Below are 16,996 nucleotides of genomic sequence, written 5' to 3' on the forward strand. Positions count from 1 at the left end.
GCCGACGCGGCCGGGCGGGAGTGCGGGGGTCCCGGGAGGGCCTACGGAGTGGTCATCATCGGTACCGCGAAGAAGACGATCATGGCGATCGCCACCGCGATGACGAAGCCGATCACCTCCCAGGCCCAGTCGTGGTGGGTCGCGTTCTTCATCGCCTTGTGACTGCGCGGCGCCCGTTTGCGGGAGGCCGTACCGGAGGGGGAGAGCACCGTACCGGTCTCCCCGAGGCCCGGGAGCGGCGCTGACGGCGCGGACTGTACGGACGGCTCGGTGGCCGGGGGCGTCGAGGGGATCGCCGCGAACCCGTTCCCCGGCATGGTCGCCGCGTCGTCCGGCGGCGCGTCGTACGGCGTCAGGGTGTGGTTCGGCGGCGAGGTCCTGGCGGGGGCCTCGGGCTGGTTCTCGCGCATGACCCAGCGGGGCAGGCGCAACTGCGCGCGACCGGTGGAGGCGCGAAGGTGGTCGGTCCTGGGGGACCAGACGGGGAGGGCGGTCGGGGCCTCACGGGTCTGGGCGCCCGAGGGGGCGGCGTCCGCGAACCAGTCGACGGTTGAGGGCCGGGCGGGTCCGGCGGCCCGGTGGGCCGAGCTGGGGAACGGGGGCTCGGCGCGCTCCGCCGGTGACACCTCGGGGGACGCGGAGGGCTCCGTCCGGGTGGCCCAGACCGGGAGCGAGAGCCGGGGACGGTCACCAGAGGGGGACGCGTGCCGCCCGGTTTCTCTGAAGGGGAAGGGCGCGGGGGCGGGCCGGTGACGCTCGCGGTCGGCGAGGGCGTCGAGCTGGTCGGTCTGCAGCGGCCAGCCGGGAAGGGGACGCGCGTCGTCCAGCACATCGCCGAGACCGTCGTCCAGCACGTCACCGAGGTTTCCGGGGCCCCGGAGGTTCCCGGGGTTCCTCAAGCTCTCCGCGTTCCCGAGGGGCGGGACGACGGTGAGCGGGGTGCGGGGGGTCCCGGTGGCGGGAGCCGGGCTCGGCGCCGCCTCGCGGGACGGGGCCTGGGCCTGGGCCGTCTCCGCGGCCGGAGTCCCGGCGCGGGGAGCGGCCGTGGGCTCGGCGCGGTCGGCGGCCGGGGTCTCGGTACGGGAGGCGAGGGGGGTCTCGGTGCGGGGAGCGGGCGGGGTCTCGGTGCGCGGGGCGGCGGCGACGAGCCTGTCGGTGTGGACGCGGGCCGCCCGCGCCTCGGGGGTGAGCGGGCGGAAGAAGTCCTCGCGCCCCGGGGCGTCGTCCAGCACGTCCCCGTGGATCGGGGCCGACAGCGGTGCCGCCCGGCGTGGCCGGGGGCGCTGGAGGCGGCGGCGTGGCCGCAGGGCCGCGGTGTCCAGGGCGGTGAGCACCGAATCGCCGAGCCTGGGCATCGGCTCGGTGGTGGCCTCGTGGGTGGAGACGGCGTCGGGATCCCGCGGGGCGAAGGGATCGGGGAAGCGGTCCTCCGCCATATGGTCCGGCAGGTCCGGCAGGTCCGGCACGGGGAAGGCCGGGACGCCGGTCTCCGCGAGCGGCAGCGGCCACTCGGGCGTCGTCGGCCACAGCTGCCTGACCAGCGGGGACGTCGACCGCCTGGCGGCGGGAACGGCGGGCGGCGCCTGGGGCCCGAGCACGGCGGCGCGAAGTCTCGCCGGGGGAGTGGCCCAGGGGGCGAGGTTGAGCACGTCGCGGACCGGGGCGACGGCGAGGGCGCCGAACACCTCCGTCATGTTCTCGGGGACCCTGGCCGAGGCCAGGGCGTAGCCCAGCGACTGGGCGAAGCGGCGGCAGGCGCTCACCGTCAGCTCGTCGGCGGTGTCGACGGCCACGTCGAGCACCCAGGACAGCTCGGAGGCGTCCATCTCGCACACGCCCGACAGGTACAGCACCTCACGCTGGTGCGTGCGCAGGTCACCCAGGACGCGCTCGACGAGGGCCGCGGCCGGGTCGAGGCCGATGGCGGCCGGCGCGTAGACGATGTCGCGCAGGAAGATCTCGCGGCGGGCGAGCGCGTACAGCGCGGCGCGCGGCGGTTCGGCGTCCGAGACGCCCGAGAGGACGGCCACCAGGACGTCGGAGGCAGAGTCCGCGTTGCCCAGCTGGTCGTGGGAGTAGGCGAACAGCCCTGCTGCGTGGCGGTCATAGAGCTCGGCGATGAGTTCGACGCGCGAGCGTTGACCGAGGAGCGGTTGGGTCACTGGACCGGTTCCTCTGGTGGTTCGGCGAGCGTGGTGGAGAGTCGGGGTGGCTGTGAAGCCTGTGACGTACGGTGCCGGAGGGATCAACTCCAGCGATGTGGGTAATCATGTCAAGTCATGGGCACCTCCCGCACTACTCAATGCCCTTTTGTTGAGAAATACACTTGTGGATCTCCCGCGAAGCTGGTTCGGGAAAGCCCGGAAGACAGATCGGATAAGTGGGGCATAGGCTGACCCGTGCGGGATCAGGGGGATCATGGGGACGGTTGGGGCAGGGGAGCCGTAACCCTGCGAAAACAAGAGGTTGCGCATGATCACATTCAACGGTGTCACCAAGCGCTACGCCGACGGGACCGTCGCCGTGGACAATCTAAGCCTTGAAGTGCCGACCGGGGAGATAACGGTCTTCGTCGGTCCTTCGGGATGCGGCAAGACGACGTCCCTCCGCATGATCAACAGGATGATCGACGCCTCGGACGGCCAGATCCTCCTCGACGGCGTCGACGTGAAGACCATCGACCCGCCGACACTGCGCCGGGGCGTCGGCTACGTCATCCAGCAGGCGGGGCTCTTCCCGCACCGCAAGATCGTCGACAACGTGGCGACGGTGCCCCTGCTGCTCGGCTGGGACAAGAAGAAGGCGCGCGACCGGGCGATGGAGCTGCTCGAACGGGTCGGGCTCGACCTCAAGATGGCCGATCGCTATCCCTTCCAGCTCTCCGGCGGGCAGCAGCAGCGAGTCGGCGTGGCCCGCGCGCTCGCCGCCGACCCGCCCGTGCTGCTGATGGACGAGCCGTTCAGCGCGGTCGACCCGATCGTCCGCACGAGCCTGCAGGAGGAGCTCCTGCGGCTCCAGGCCGAGCTGAACAAGACCATCGTGTTCGTCACCCACGACATCGACGAGGCCGTCAAGCTCGGCGACCGGGTGGCCGTGCTCCGCGTCGGGGGCCACCTGGCCCAGCTCGACGACCCCGCCACGCTGCTGGCCAGGCCGGCCGACGACTTCGTCCGCGAGTTCCTGGGCCGCGACCGGGGCATCAGGCGGCTGTCGTTCGTCTCGGACGAGGGGGTGCGGCTCCGTACCGACCTGCTCGTGCCCGCCTCCACCGGCACCGACGCGGCGCGTGCCACCGGGGAGCCGTGGCTGGCCGTGACGGACGGGGACGGCCCGCCGCTGGGCTGGGCCGCCGTCGAGGACCTGCCCGAGCAGGGCACCCTCGCCGACGTGGAGCTCGCGCCGTACGGGACCTTCGTCAGCGGGCGAGACTCGCTGCGCGCCGCGCTGGACGCGACGCTGCTGTCCCCGTCGGGCCACGCCGTCGCGGTGGACGGGTCGGGCAGGGCCGTGGGCGTCGCCACCCGCGCGTCGCTGGACGAGGCGCTGACCAGGGTCGCGGGAAGCGTCGGCGGACCGGCACGGAGCGCCGACGGTCCAGGCTCAAGCGGTGCGAGCTCAAGTGGCTCAGGAGGCTCGGCGGAAGGTGTCGGCGGTCCCGCCGGGGGCGACGACGGTTCCGCGGAGGGCACCGGCAGCCCGAGGGGAGGTGCCGCCGATGGATGAGGAGCCGCTGGTCCGCTGGGACTGGATCGGGCGCAACTGGCCGACGATCCAGGGCCTGCTCGAAGACCACATCGTGATGGCGCTGGTGCCGATCCTCATCGGGCTGATCATCGCGCTCCCGCTCGGGCTGGCCGGGGTGCGGTGGCGCTGGCTCTACCAGCCGACCGTCGGCGTCATGAACGTGATCTACTCGCTGCCCTCGCTGGCCGTCTTCATCGTGCTCATCCCGATCACCGGGCTCGCCACCCGGACGACCGTGATGGTCCCGCTCACCTTCTACGCCATGGCGGTGCTGATCCCCGCGGTCGTCGACGGGCTGGGCTCGGTCCCCGACCACGTACGCCAGTCCGCGGTGGCGATGGGCTTCACCCCGCTGCGCAGGCTGCTCCAGGTCGAGTTGCCGATCGCGGTACCGGTCGTGCTGGCCGGGCTCAGGGTGGCCACGGTCGCCAGCGTCAGCCTGGTCAGCGTCGGCGCGCTGGTCGGCAGGGGCGGTCTCGGCTACCTGTTCATCGACGGCTGGCAGCGGCAGTTCTACACCCCGATCGTCGTCGGCATCGTGCTGGTCGTGGTGCTCGCGGGGGTCGCCGACCTGCTGCTGATCCTGGCGCAGCGCCTGCTCACCCCGTGGTCACGGGCGAGGGGGTCCGCGTGAACCGGCCGAACGGGTTCCGGACCGTTCGCACGGACCGGCGGATCGGGTCGCGGGCCGTCGGCGGGGACCGGCCGAGTGGGTCGTGGGCCGTCGGCACGGACCGGCCGAGCGGGTCGCGGGCAAAGGAGGCCGTGTGAACTGGCTGATCGACTTCTTCGGGAACCCGGCCAGCTGGTCGGGGCCCGACGGGATTCCCAACCGGCTGCTCGAACACCTGGAGTTCGCCGGGCTCTCGCTGCTCCTCGCCATGCTGATCGCGCTCCCGCTGGGGCTGCTGATCGGCCACACCGGCAGGGGCGCGACGCTCGTCATCCTCACCGCCAACGCGGCCCGCGCCCTGCCGACGCTCGGCCTGCTGGTCCTCATCGTCCTGTTCATGGGCGTCGGCACCATCCTGCCGGTGCTCATCCCGCTGGTGGCGCTGGCCGTGCCGCCCATCCTGGTCAACACGTACGAGGGCATCCGAGGGGTCGACCCCGACCTGCGTGACGCCGCGTACGGCATGGGCCTGCGGGGCGGGCAGGTCCTCGGCCGGGTGCTGGTGCCGGTCGCGCTGCCGCTGATCCTGCTGGGCCTGCGCCTGGCGGCGATCCAGGTGGTGGCGACCGCGACCGTGGCCGCCTACGTAGGCCTGGGCGGTCTCGGCCGGTTCATCATCGACGGTCTCGCGACCAAGAACTTCCCGAGCACGATCGGCGGGGCGGTCCTCGTAGCACTGCTGGCGCTTCTCGTCCAGCTCGGGTTCACTCTGGTGCAGCGCGTAACGGTCTCCCCGGGGGTGAGCGAGCGCCAGACCATCAGATAGTCTTCTTTACCCCCCGTTTTGGAAGGGAATAGCACCATGAAGCGCCTGATCAGCACCGCGGCGGTCCTCCTGTCCGCGGCGCTCACACTTACCGCGTGCGGCGGCGGAGATCCGCTCACCAGCGCCTCCCCCGCCCCCGCGGGTTCCGGGTCGGCCTCGGCGCCGGCGGCCGGGGGGAAGGTCATCATCGGGTCGGCCAACTTCCCGGAGAACGTCCTGCTCGGTGAGATCTACTCGCAGGCCCTGGCCGCCAAGGGCGTCCAGGTCGAGGAGAAGTTCAACATCGGCAGCCGCGAGGTCCTGTACGACCAGGTCAAGAGCGGTGGCCTGACCATCCTGCCGGAGTACATCGGCTCGCTCCTCGCCTTCGTCGACAACACGACCACGGCGAAGTCGAAGGACGACGTCGTCGCCGGTCTCAAGGAGAAGCTCCCCGCCGAGCTGGAGGTCCTCACCCCCGCCCCGGCCGAGGACAACAACTCGCTGACCGTCACCAAGGAGACCGCCACCAAGGACGGTCTCACCACGATCGAGGACCTGGTCAAGGTCGCCAAGAACTACTCGGTGGGCGGCCCGCCGGAGTTCCAGACCCGCCAGGAGAAGAACTTCAAGGACACGTACGGCCTGGAGTTCAAGGAGTGGAAGAAGACCGGCGACGCCACCGCCGACGCCATCAAGGACGGCACCGTCCAGGTCGGCAACGTCTTCACCACCGACCCGAAGATCATCGTCAATGACCTGGTCTCCCTCCAGGACAACAAGAGCGCCTTCGCGGCCGAGAACATCGCCCCCCTGGTCAACAAGGCGGGCGTGAACGACACCGTGAAGACGACCCTCGACGCGGTCTCCGCCAAGCTCGACACCGCCGGCCTGGTCGCGCTGATGAAGCGCGTCGCGGTCGACAAGGACGACGCCGAGATGGTGGCCAAGGACTGGCTCACCCAGAACGCCCTGCTCTAGGTTTCTATCAGCGGTTTCACCGGAAGGCGGGTGGACGTCCACCCGCCTTCCGGCGTTCTCACCGGCCGTCGTCGGGCCGGTAGCGCGCTGAGCGACCGGCTGCGGAGACGATGGCCGCGCCGTCGAGTCCGACGGTGGTCAGCTCGATGCCGCCCAGCGGCCACTCCACGGCGAATCCGAAGTCCTCCGCCGGCGGCGGCCACGGCCACAGCCCGAAATGGCTGAAACCGAGCCGGCTCCCGCGCCGGCGTGCGACCGGCCGAGGGCGGGATGGCCGGCGGGTTCCGGGATGATGGCCGGATGAACGAGTTCGTCGAGTCCATGGCCCAGGTGGTGACCGGTGTGACGGTCGTCACGGTGAAGGACGAGCGCGACGACGTGGGGGTGACGGTCGCCACCTTCACCTCGCTGTCGCTGGACCCGCCGCTGGTGATGGTGAGCCTGGACAACACTGGCTATCTCAACGAGCTGCTGCTCCGGCACGACCGCTGGGCCGCCAGCGTGCTGTCGGCCGGGCAGAAGGCGATCGCCAGCCGCTTCGCCACCGCGGGTCGTCCGGGGGCCAGGTTGCTGCTCGCGGGCACGCCGCACCACCGGGGAAAGCTGAGCGAGGCCCTCGTCGTGGACGGCGGTGTCACCGCGCTGGAGGCCGAGACGGTCAAGGTCGTCCCGGCCGGGGACCACACGATCTTCATCGCCAAGGTGCTCGGGGTCGACTACGTCGACGCGTCGGTCCTGCCGCTGGCCCGCTACCGGAGCCGCTACCGCTGACCCGTCCGTCAACCGGGACGTCGCCCGCCCCCTGGTTCGGGAGAGGCGGCTCCTCGCGCGGAGGACGGCTTCTCGCGCGGGAGGAGTGCTCCCCGGAGAAGGCCGCCCGGTCCGGGCGGCCCTTCCGCACAAGGCCCCGCACAAGGCCCCGCACAAGGCCCCGCACAAGGCTCAGCGTGGGGCCGCCGTGTCGGACGTGCTGTCGTCCGGACGCGACGGCCTCACGGAGAACGCGGGAGAGCGAGGGAGAACGGGGTCAGCGGATCGTCCAGGAGCCCGGGAGCATCAGCGGCCCGTACGACGGCAGGCCCAGCTCGCCGGCGAGGTGGGCGAGCGGGCCCCAGGCCTCCAGGCGGACCTGGGCCGTCGCGGCGGTCCTGTCCTCGCTGGACTCCGGGGGACGCAGCCGCTCCAGGGGGCTGAGCTTGGGGTAGACGCGCACCGGGGCGTCGACGGGCAGCCCGGCCTTCTTGCGGGCCAGGGCGAGGGCGTCCTCCAGGCCGCCGAGCTCGTCGACGAGGCCGCCCTCCAGGGCGTCCGCCCCGGTCCAGACCCGGCCCTTGGCCAGCTCGTGGGCCCGCTCGCGGGACAGGCCGCGACCTTCGGCGACCTTGTTCACGAAGTCGTCGTAGACCCGGTCGAGCCAGGCGTTGACGCGCGCCCACTGCGCCTCGGAGAAGGCGTTGCTGGGGGAGAGCATCCCGGAGTTGGCGCCCTCGCCGACGATCTCCGAGGAGACGCCGATCTTCTCCAGCAGGCCGCCGATGACCGCCTTGCCGCCGAACACGCCGATGGAGCCGGTGAGCGTGCCGGGCTGGGCCACGATCGCGTCGGCGGCCATCGAGACCATGTAGCCGCCGGAGGCGGCCAGGTCGCCCATCGAGATCACGATGGGCTTGCCCGCCTGGCGGGTGAGCACGACCTCGCGCCAGATGGCGTCGGAGGCCGTGTACGAGCCACCGGGGCTGTCGACCCGGAAGACGACCGCCTTGACGTTGTCGTCGCGCCGGGCCGCGCGCAGGGCCGCGCAGATGGTGTCGGAGCCCATGGCGCCACCGCCGCCCAGCGGGCTGCGGCCGCTGCGGCCGAGCCGGATCGCGCCGTTGCCGCGGACCAGGGCGACGGTCTGCTCGCCGGGGTGCGGGAGCTTCTTCGCGGACAGCGCCTTGGCGTAGCGGCCGACGTACAGCAGCAGCGTGTTGTCGCCGAAGGCCTCCTTGACCTCGTCGTAGACCTCGTCGCGGTAGGCCAGCCGGTCGACGAGCCCGGCCTCGACGGCCTCGGCGCCGATGAACGGGCCCTGGTCGATGAGCTCGCGCACCCTGGCCGGTTCGAGGCGGCGCCCGTCGGCGATGCCGGCCACGACCTGTTCGGTGATCGACTCGGTGATGCGGCCCATCGACTCGCGGTGGGCCTCGGTCATGTGGTCCTGGGTGAAGGTGTTGGCGGCCGTCTTGTACTCGTGCCGCTGGCCGATCTGGTACTCGACGCCGAGCTTGCCCAGCGCGCCCCGCAGGAAGCGCTGCTCCATCGCGACGCCGGTCAGCCCGACGTCGCCGGACGGCTGGAGGTAGACCCGCTCGAAGGCGCTGCCCAGGTAGTAGGGGACGGTGCCCCCGCCGAGCTCGCCGAAGGTCTCGGCGAACGCGACGGTCAGCTTGCCCGAGGACCGGAAGTGGATCACGGCCTGGCGGAGCTCCTGGACGATCGCGAGACCCAGCGGCCGGCCGCCGATCTTGACGATCAGCGCCTTGACCCGGTCGTCCTTCCTGGCGCGCTTGAGCCCGGCCAGCACGTCGGTCAGGCTCGTCTTGCGCATCGCCAGGACGGCGCTCAGCGGATCCGCCGGGGGACTGCCGTCGGTCAGGCCCTCGGTGAGGTCGAGCTCAAGGACCAGTGGAGCGGTACGCCGCTGCTTGAACCGGTCGACAGTGTCGATGATCACCTTGGTCGCGTCCATGCTCCTCACCCTAAGCGACACATACCGGGCTTATGCGGTCCGGCGGGTGTTCACCTGCTTTCGTCCCCCGGGGGTCTCCACGATCTCCGGGGCCCACGCGGTCCGGCGGGCGTTCGGGGCCTGTTCGATCCCCGGGGCCGTGAGGCGGGTGCCCACCCGACTCACGGCCCTGAGGCGCCTACGCGATCCGGCGGGCGTTCACCTGCTTCTTGAGCATCGAGGTGGACGCGGTGGGGGAGCTGCCCTTCAGGCGTGCCTTCTCCACCGAGGTGAGGACGGTCTTCAGGGTGGCCGTCTCCTTGATCTTGGCGGTGAAGTTCACGCCGCCGTTCGCCCAGTTCAGCCAGGCGGCCAGCAGCTCGCTCTCCAGCTTGGCCTTCGACGTCCTCTTGGCCGGCTTGAGCACCTTGTACGCGGCGGCCGTCGTGGCGGCGGGCGTGACCTCGGCGAAGACCTTGCTGGCCTTGGTCACCATGCCGAGGTAGCAGCCGAGCGTCGCGTCAGCGATCTTGCCCTTGCCCCGGGTGACCTCCACCGCCCACTGCGCGGCGCTCAGCGTCCTCGTGGACTTGCCGCGCGTGCACACCGTGGGCGCCGTCGTCCTCGCCGGGGGGACGGTCACGGTCACGGTGATTGTCACCGTCGGCAGCGGTACCGGCGTCGGCGCCGGGTCGCTCGGCGTGGCCGACGGGGAGGGGCCCGAGCCGGGTTCGGGGCTGGGCTCCTCGGACGGCTCTTCCGACGGTTCCCCGGAAGGCTCCTCGGACGGCTCGTCGGAGCCGGCGGGGGGATCCTCGGGGGCGGGCGGCGTCTGGGTGACGGGAGGACCGGGGGTGCCCCCGGCGATCGCGGCGCCCAGGTCGAGACGCGGGGTGGTCACCGTGCCGTAGGTGATCGGGCGGCCCGTCGTCTTCAGCTGCTCGGCCAGCGCGTCCGGGGCGCCCGGGGCCTTCTGGGCCACCAGCGCCAGGGCGCCGGTGACGAACGGGGTGGCCATCGAGGTCCCGCTGTAGACCTGGTGGCCGCCGCCGGGCACCGCGGAGTCGATCTCAAGACCGGGGGCGAAGAGGTCGAGCACGGAGCCGTAGTTGGACCAGTAGGGGACGGCGTCGTCGTCGCCCGTCGCGCCCACCGTCACCGGGCCGGAGAAGCAGCCGGGAGCCCCGGCGCCGGGCACGCCCTCGTTCCCCGCGGCGGCCACGACGGCCACGCCCTTGGCGCGAAGGTCGTCGACCCGCGTCTTCATCGCCGCCAGTTCGGGTTCGGCGTCACACGTTCCCTCGTAGAGGCCGCCGCCGAGGCTGAGGTTCACCGCGGCGATGTTCCTGCCGCCCTCCTTGAGCTTCGCGACGTGCTCCATGGCGAGCAGGAGCGTGGACTCGAACGCGGTCAGGCAGGCCCCGCCCCCGTCGGAGCAGTCGTTGATCCTGCTGAAGACCTGGATCGCCACGATGTCCGCGTCGGGCGCGACGGCGTGGGCGATCCCCGCCACGTGGGTGCCGTGGTCGCACAGGTTGACCTCGCCGTTGAGGCAGGCGGGGGTTTTCGCGTCGGCGGACCCGGGGTCGCTCGTCTGCCCGTTGGGGCACAGGGACTGCGCGCCGTCGTCCGTCGCGGAGAAGCAGGCCTGCTCCACGACCTTGCCCCCGAAGTCGGGGTGGGCGGCGTCGATCCCGGTGTCGATGATCGCGATCGTCTGGCCCTGGCCCCTGGTCCCCGCGGCGTGCGCCTTGTCCGCGCCGATCACCTGCAGGCTGGTGGCGAGCGAGCCCGAGGTCAGCGCTCCCAGCGACGTGGGGGAGTACGTGCGGTCGCGGCGGATGGAGAGGACGCGCGGGTCCTCGGCCAGCTTGGCGAGCGAGTCGCCGGTCCCCTCGACCACGATGAACGAGGTGTCCGCGGGTTCGAGGACGACCTCGGCGTCGGGCAGCCGCCGCGCCTCCCCGGCCACCGGCGCCGCCTCCGCGGGGGCCGCCAGCTCGACGATGACCCGGGCCCCGTCGTCGTCGGAGGCGAGTCCCGCCTCCAGCTTCGGCAGCGGGGGTGGGGGCGTCGCGTCGACAGGGGGTGGGGCCGGTGTCTCCTGGCCGTCCGGGGCCGCGGGGGGGCTCACCGGTGGGCTCGCGCTCGCGGAGGCGGCCGGCGGTGCCGGGGAGTCCTCGGCGAGGGCGGGTATCGCGGGAGCGATGGTGAGAACCAACGCCATGGCCACGAGAGCTCGAAGTCGCACACGTCCTCCGGGGGGTCAAACGGGCGTTTCGGAGTCTAAGCAGCCGTATGCGGCGCGTGAATACTTTGCCCCAGATTTGGAGGATCTTCGGAGAAAAGCTCGACCCCCCGCGGCGTAGCGCACACGGAGGGTCGAGTGGTCGAAATATTACTTGAGGCCGTTGGAGATAGCGGTGATCAGCTCACCGTTGGTGGTGTCGCCGCTGGTCTCCCAGAAGAACGCCCCGCCCAGACCCTGGTTCTTGGCGTAGGTCATCTTCCCGGCGATGGTGGCGGGGGTGTCGTAGCTCCACCAGTTGCCGTTGCAGAAGGCGTAGGCGGTGCCGGCGACGGTGCCGGTGGCCGGGCACTTGGTCTTGAGGACCTTGTAGTCCTCGTTCCCGGCCTCGTAGGTGCCCTGGGCCGCGCCGGTGGCGGAGCCGCCGGGAGCCGCCTGGGTCACGCCGGTCCAGCCGCGTCCGTAGAAGCCGATGCCCAGCAGCAGCTTGCTGGCCGGGATGCCCTTGGACTTGAACTTCTGGATCGCCGCGTCGGAGTAGAAGCCCGCCGTCGGGATGCCGGTGTAGGAGGTCAGCGGGGAGTGCGGAGCCGTCGGGCCCTGAGCGTTGAACGCGCCGAAGTAGTCGTACGTCATCGGCATGAGCCAGTTCAGGTTGTTGATGGCACCCGCGTAGTCGGCGACGTCGATCTTGCCGCCGTTGGAGCCGTCGGCCGTGGTCGCCGCGGTGATCAGCGCGCTGGAGCCGAACTTGGTGCGCAGCGCGGAGATGACGTTCTTGAAGGCGTTCGGGCCGCTGCTGTCACAGGTCAGGCCACAGGCGTTGGGGTACTCCCAGTCGATGTCGATGCCGTCGAACACGTCGGCCCAGCGCGGGTCCTCGACCAGGTTGTAGCAGGAGTCGGCGAACGCGGCCGGGTTCTGCGCGGCCTGGGTGAAGCCGCCGGACCAGGTCCAGCCGCCGAAGGACCAGATGACCTTGATGTTCGGGTAGGCCCTCTTCAGCTCGCGGAGCTGGTTGAAGTTGCCGCGCAGCGGCTGGTCCCAGGTGTCGGCCACGCCGTCGACGCTCTGGTCGGCGGTGTAGGCCTTCTCGTAGTCGGCGTAGGAGTCACCGATGGTGCACCGGCCGCCGGTGGTGTTGCCGAAGGCGTACAGGATGTGCGTCAGCTTCGAGGCGGAGCCGTTCGTGACCAGGTTCTTCACGTGGAAGTTGCGGCCGTAGACGCCCCACTGGGTGAAGTATCCGACGATCTTCTTGCCGCCGGGGGGCTGGACGGTGGGGGTGACCGTCGGGGTCGGGGTCGGGGTGGGGGTCGGCGTCGGGGTGACCGTGGGCGTCGGGGTGGGGGTCGGGTTCGTGGGGCCGCCGGTGCAGGCGGCGCCGTTGAGCTTGCAGTTCAGCACGCCGGTGATGCCGCCGGGCGCGCCGTTGAAACCGAAGCTCGTCGAGGCGCCCGCCGCGAGCGCGCCGTTCCACGCCTTGTTGACGAAGGTGTAGTGGTTGCCGCTCTTCGTCATGTCGGCGTCCCAGGCCGAGCTGATCGAGGTGCCGGAGGGGAGGTCGAACTCGACCTTCCAGCTGGTCAGCGCGCTCGTTCCGGCTTTCACGACGACCTTGCCCTCGAAACCGGAGCCCCAGTTCGAAGTGGTCGAGTAGGTCGCGGTGGCGGGTGTGGCGGCCGTCGCCGTGCCGATCCCCAGGGGGACCAGCAGCGCCGCCGCCGCGATGAAGGAGCCGATGGTAATTCGTCGCAAGGGTCGCTCCAGGTCAGAGAGTGCCAAGTCCCCGTATTCATAGGAAAGTTTCCTATTAGTTTCCTGAGCGTAGGTTCTCGTACGCCGACGGTCAATGCCTTGTTCGGGGATATAAGGCCGATTTAAGGTTTTCGGCCGGGCAGGTGGCGGCGCGGGTGCCGGAAGCATGGAGCGCGAAACGGGCCGGTCGCGCGAGTGCGCGACCGGCCCGTTTCCGACTGGTCCGTCAGAGGGTCAGGCCGGCCCGTGAGAGAGCCCGCTTGGTCAGACCGGTCCGACGCCTGATCGATGAGTCCGATGCCCGGTCAGGCCGGTTCGGCCTCCCTGCGCTCCTCCGGCTCCCCGGGGCCCTTCGGCTCGTCGGCGACGGGCAGCACGGTCACGCCCCGCTCCTCCAGCCGCTCCCGTACGATCTCCCGTTCCGCGGCCTCGATGATCTCCACCGCGCGCTCGTCCACGGCGGGCGCGAGCTCGCCGGGGTGGCGCAGCCAGAGGGCGCCCAGGGGCGGGACGCGCAGGTTGGCGGAGTACGGGAGGCCGTGCCGGGGTTCCTCGACGGCCTCGACGGCGCCGAGGTTGCCCACGCCGCTGCCCGCGTAGTCGTAGGCGTCGGTGTTGAGCACCTCCTCCCACGCCCCGGGGAAGGGCAGCCCGAGACGGTAGTCGTCGTGCGGCGCGCCGGAGAAGTTGGCCACGCACGCCACCACCGAGCCGTCCTCGGCGTAGCGGAGGAAGGAGAACACGTTGCCCAGCGCGTCGTCGGCGTCGATCCAGCGGAAGCCGTCGGGAGAGGCGTCCACGCTCCACAGCGCCGGGGACTCCTTGTAGACGCGGTTGAGGTCGCGGACCAGCCGCTGCACCCCCCTGTGCCCGTCGAAGTCGAGCACCCACCAGTCGAGCCCGCGCTCCTCCGACCACTCCGAGCCCTGGCCGAACTCGCCGCCCATGAACAGCAGCTGCTTGCCGGGGTGGGCCCACATGAAGGCGAACAGCGCCCGCAGGTTCGCGAACCGCTGCCACTCGTCGCCGGGCATCTTGCCGAGCAGCGACCCCTTGCCGTGCACCACCTCGTCGTGCGAGAGCGGCAGCGTGAAGTTCTCCGAGTACGCGTACATTAGCGAGAACGTCATCTGGTGGTGGTGGTACTGGCGGAAGACCGGCTCGTGCTTGAGGTACGCGAGCGTGTCGTGCATCCAGCCCATGTTCCACTTGAAGCCGAAGCCGAGCCCGCCCAGGTGCACCGGCCGCGAGACGCCCGGCCACGCGGTCGACTCCTCGGCGACGGTGATGATGCCCGGCGCCTCCCGGTAGGCGACCGCGTTCATCTCCTTGAGGAACGCGACGGCGTCGAGGTTCTCCCTGCCGCCGTACTCGTTGGGCGTCCACTCGCCCTCGCGCCGCGAGTAGTCGAGGTAGAGCATCGAGGCGACCGCGTCGACGCGCAGCCCGTCGATGTGGAACTCGCGCAGCCAGTACACGGCGTTGGCGACCAGGAAGTTGCGCACCTCCCTGCGGCCGAAGTCGAAGATGTAGGTGCCCCACTCGGGGTGCTCGCCCCGCGCGGGGTCGGCGTGCTCGTACAGCGGGGTGCCGTCGAACCTGGCCAGCGCCCAGTCGTCCATCGGGAAGTGCGCGGGCACCCAGTCGACCAGCACGCCGATGCCCGCCTCGTGCAGGCTGTCGACCAGGTGGCGGAAGTCGTCGGGGGAGCCGAAGCGGGAGGTCGGGGCGTAGTAGGACGTCACCTGGTAGCCCCAGGAGCCGCCGAACGGGTGCTCGGCCACCGGCATCAGCTCCACGTGCGTGAAGCCCATGTCCACCACGTAGTCGACCAGCTCGACGGCGAGTTCCCGGTACGACAGGCCGGGCCGCCACGAGCCGAGGTGCACCTCGTAGACGCTCATCGCCTCCCGCAGGGCGTCGCCCTCCGCGCGGCGGCGCATCCACTCGTCGTCCCGCCAGGCGTACTCCGACCTCTCGATCACCGACGCGGTCGCGGGCGGCACCTCGGTGCGCCGGGCCATCGGGTCGGCCTTGGCCCGCCAGACCCCGTCCGCGCCGAGGATGCTGAACTTGTAGCGGTCACCGGGGCCGAGACCGGGGACGAAGAGCTCCCACACGCCCGACCTGCCGAGCGAGCGCATCGGGTACGCGCCGCCCTCCCAGTGGTTGAAGTCGCCGATGACCCGGACGCCGCGCGCGTTGGGCGCCCACACGGCGAAGGCCGTGCCGTCCACGTCCTCGTGCCGCATCACCCGCGCGCCGAGGGTCTCCCAGAGCCGCTCGTGGCGCCCCTCGCCGATCAGGTGCAGGTCCACCTCGCCCAGCGTGGGCCAGTGCCGGTAGGGATCCGTGGTCTCGTACGGCTCGGCGTCGGCGTAGGTGATCCGGAGCCGGTAGTCGGGGATCTTGTCGACCCCGGGCAGGGTCACCGCGAACACGCCGTGGGCCACGTGCCTCATGTCGTGGGCCTCGCCGTCCACGAGCGCCTGGACCTTCCGCGCGAAGGGGCGCAGCGTCCGGATCGTCACGCCCTCGGGACCCAGATGCGACCCGAGGATCGAGTGCGGATCGTGGTGCGCTCCGCCCGCGAGCCGGTCCAGGTCCAAGTGCGCGTTCATGGCTTACTCCCGTAGATCGATAGCCCCTACCTTGCCCTACTCGGGTGACCCATCCCATGCCCCTGTCCGCTATCACCATGCGCGTTGGGAAAACGTGCGGATCCAGGAGAGAGAAAAGTCACGATTGTCGGTTATGTGGGGCACATCACAACGCCGTTCGCCGACCGTATCCGATCATCGGCGGCGTCGTGCGCGAGTTCCGGCCGCCACCGGTGACCGGCGCCGCCCGAAACGATGGGAACGGCCGCTCGGCACGGTTCGGTACAGGTTGGTACGGCGAGAAACGACCCGGTCAGTACGGGTTCTTGGCGGTGACGTCGCGCGGGGTGATGCGGAACCCCTGCCAGTGGCTCGGCATCGGGTCGGCGTCCTCGTCGCGGGGGACGTGGTGGAAGCCGACGTTGACCCACAGCACCGGGTCGGCGAGCCGTTCCCCGTTGGTGTAGCGGTCGACGGACCTGGCGCACCGGGGGGACGGGTTGACCGTCGCCAGGCGCTCGCAGGAGCGGTAGTCGGTGACGTAGAGATCGGCCCGGGTGAAGGCCTCGTCGGCGGGGCCGCGGTACTGGGCGGTGTCGGAGTTGTTGATCTCCCAGGAGACGCGGTGCCCGTCGGCGTTGCGCACCTTCCCGTCGACCACCCGCCACCAGCGCATCGGCCTGCTGACGGACCTGGCCTCCGTCGCGAACGCCGTCCGCGCGATCTTCCGGCTCGCGGTGCCGGAGCCGCTGAAGTCGTACTGCTCCACGACGTCGTCCGCCCGGCCCGCCACGTCGAAGTCCAGGCGCCAGAAGATGTTGTGGGTGTGGCTCGCCTCGAACCCGCTCGCGCCCACCCCGATGGGCCAGCCGTGCTCGGGCGTGGTGGCGAACCCGGCGAGCGACCCGGTGGCCCCCACCCGGGGGGTGATCGCGCCGTCGTCGGAGAAGGCCCATTCGGCGAGGTAGGTGTACCAGCCGACCTGGAAGGCGGCGAACACCACCAGGTCACGCCCCTGGGCCGTCAGGTTCAGCCCCTCGGGGACCGCCTTCAGGTGCGCGTGCCCGCGAGCCCTCGTCGTCACGCAGACGAACTGCTCGCGACGCTCGCCGAGCGGGCAGTCGGCGGCCCGCAGCGGGATCGCGGTGTAGCCAAGCGACCCGATGTCGTGGTAGCGGGGCCGGCCCCTGTCGTACGGCACGTGGATCTGGGCCAGCGAGGTGCTGCGCAGCACGGTGATCGGCCGCTGGCCCCTCGGTGTGTAGACGATCCTGGTCAGGGTGAGCCCCTCGACGTTGCGCATCTCCCAGCAGAGCTGCCAGCGCGCCCCGTTGGGCAGGGTCTTGTCGACGCGGTACGGGGCGTTGCAAGGGGCGGCCGGAGGCCGCGCGCCGGTCCCCGGCGTCGCCTGTGGCCGCGCCGGGGAGCCGGACGAGGTGGACGAGCTGGACGGCCGCGGCTGCGGCAGCGGGGGTATCGGCGCGGAGAGCCCCCCGGCGAGCAGGGCGCAGAAGAGGGTGAGGCGGAGGAACACGGA

The 16,996-nt window shown here is 71.3% G+C and carries 11 protein-coding genes; 5 read left to right on the forward strand and 6 right to left on the reverse strand.

All coding sequences use genetic code 11. The features are described 5' to 3' along the window. Positions 1–41: 41 nt before the first annotated feature. The gene (locus tag ACSC1Q_RS18765) at positions 42–2,162 is read right to left on the reverse strand and encodes a hypothetical protein (protein ID WP_436759994.1); all 2,121 of its coding nucleotides are present in this window, start codon (positions 2,160–2,162) and stop codon (positions 42–44) included. 310 nt (positions 2,163–2,472) lie between these two features. Between ACSC1Q_RS18765 and ACSC1Q_RS18770 the strand changes: the two genes are divergently transcribed. The 5 genes from ACSC1Q_RS18770 (at position 2,473) to ACSC1Q_RS18790 (ending at position 6,914) form a co-directional block, all read left to right on the forward strand. Beyond that, positions 2,473–3,723 carry an ABC transporter ATP-binding protein gene (locus tag ACSC1Q_RS18770; RefSeq protein WP_436759995.1) on the forward strand — a complete coding sequence of 417 codons (1,251 nt, stop codon included), beginning with the start codon at positions 2,473–2,475 and terminating at the stop codon, positions 3,721–3,723. Further along, positions 3,716–4,378 (forward strand): ABC transporter permease, encoded by a 663-nt coding sequence (locus ACSC1Q_RS18775; protein WP_436759996.1) that lies wholly within the window; start codon positions 3,716–3,718, stop codon positions 4,376–4,378. Before ACSC1Q_RS18770 ends, ACSC1Q_RS18775 begins: the two co-directional genes overlap by 8 nt. 133 nt (positions 4,379–4,511) lie before the next feature. Then, entirely contained in the window at positions 4,512–5,183 is a 672-nt protein-coding gene (locus ACSC1Q_RS18780) for an ABC transporter permease (RefSeq protein ID WP_436759997.1), read from the forward strand. Between the two features lie 36 nt (positions 5,184–5,219). Beyond that, on the forward strand, positions 5,220–6,143 hold the full coding sequence (locus tag ACSC1Q_RS18785) for an ABC transporter substrate-binding protein (protein ID WP_436759998.1): 924 nt from the start codon (positions 5,220–5,222) through the stop codon (positions 6,141–6,143). Positions 6,144–6,443: 300 nt separating this feature from the next. After that, positions 6,444–6,914: a flavin reductase family protein gene (locus tag ACSC1Q_RS18790; RefSeq protein WP_436759999.1), complete on the forward strand. Its 471-nt coding sequence runs from the start codon at positions 6,444–6,446 to the stop codon at positions 6,912–6,914. Between the two features lie 256 nt (positions 6,915–7,170). Here the strand turns inward: ACSC1Q_RS18790 and sppA are convergent, their stop codons facing one another. The 5 genes from sppA to ACSC1Q_RS18815 form a co-directional block, all read right to left on the reverse strand. After that, complete coding sequence (sppA, locus tag ACSC1Q_RS18795; RefSeq protein ID WP_436760000.1) at positions 7,171–8,874, reverse strand: signal peptide peptidase SppA; 1,704 nt, start codon at positions 8,872–8,874, stop codon at positions 7,171–7,173. A gap of 178 nt (positions 8,875–9,052) precedes the next feature. Then, a complete protein-coding gene (locus ACSC1Q_RS18800; protein ID WP_436760001.1) occupies positions 9,053–11,104 on the reverse strand; it encodes a S8 family peptidase in 2,052 nt (683 codons plus the stop codon). Positions 11,105–11,251: 147 nt separating this feature from the next. After that, positions 11,252–12,859 (reverse strand): glycosyl hydrolase family 18 protein, encoded by a 1,608-nt coding sequence (locus tag ACSC1Q_RS18805; RefSeq protein ID WP_436760002.1) that lies wholly within the window; start codon positions 12,857–12,859, stop codon positions 11,252–11,254. 305 nt (positions 12,860–13,164) lie between these two features. Continuing rightward, positions 13,165–15,480: a 1,4-alpha-glucan branching protein GlgB gene (gene glgB, locus ACSC1Q_RS18810; protein WP_436760003.1), complete on the reverse strand. Its 2,316-nt coding sequence runs from the start codon at positions 15,478–15,480 to the stop codon at positions 13,165–13,167. Positions 15,481–15,772: 292 nt separating this feature from the next. Next, positions 15,773–16,993: a copper amine oxidase gene (locus ACSC1Q_RS18815; RefSeq protein ID WP_436760004.1), complete on the reverse strand. Its 1,221-nt coding sequence runs from the start codon at positions 16,991–16,993 to the stop codon at positions 15,773–15,775. Positions 16,994–16,996: the final 3 nt, after the last annotated feature.

It is taken from the genome of Streptosporangium heterodermiicola, assembly GCF_051390675.1.
In the GTDB taxonomy this organism is placed as follows: domain Bacteria; phylum Actinomycetota; class Actinomycetes; order Streptosporangiales; family Streptosporangiaceae; genus Streptosporangium.

Excerpts from the sequence above, each read along its gene's own strand:
- glgB (WP_436760003.1), bottom strand. The coding sequence starts at position 15,480 with ATGAACGCGCACTTGGACCTGGACCGGCTCGCGGGCGGAGCGCACCAC.
- ACSC1Q_RS18790 (WP_436759999.1), top strand. The coding sequence starts at position 6,444 with ATGAACGAGTTCGTCGAGTCCATGGCCCAGGTGGTGACCGGTGTGACG.
- ACSC1Q_RS18785 (WP_436759998.1), top strand. The coding sequence starts at position 5,220 with ATGAAGCGCCTGATCAGCACCGCGGCGGTCCTCCTGTCCGCGGCGCTC.
- sppA (WP_436760000.1), bottom strand. The coding sequence starts at position 8,874 with ATGGACGCGACCAAGGTGATCATCGACACTGTCGACCGGTTCAAGCAG.
- ACSC1Q_RS18775 (WP_436759996.1), top strand. The coding sequence starts at position 3,716 with ATGGATGAGGAGCCGCTGGTCCGCTGGGACTGGATCGGGCGCAACTGG.
- ACSC1Q_RS18770 (WP_436759995.1), top strand. The coding sequence starts at position 2,473 with ATGATCACATTCAACGGTGTCACCAAGCGCTACGCCGACGGGACCGTC.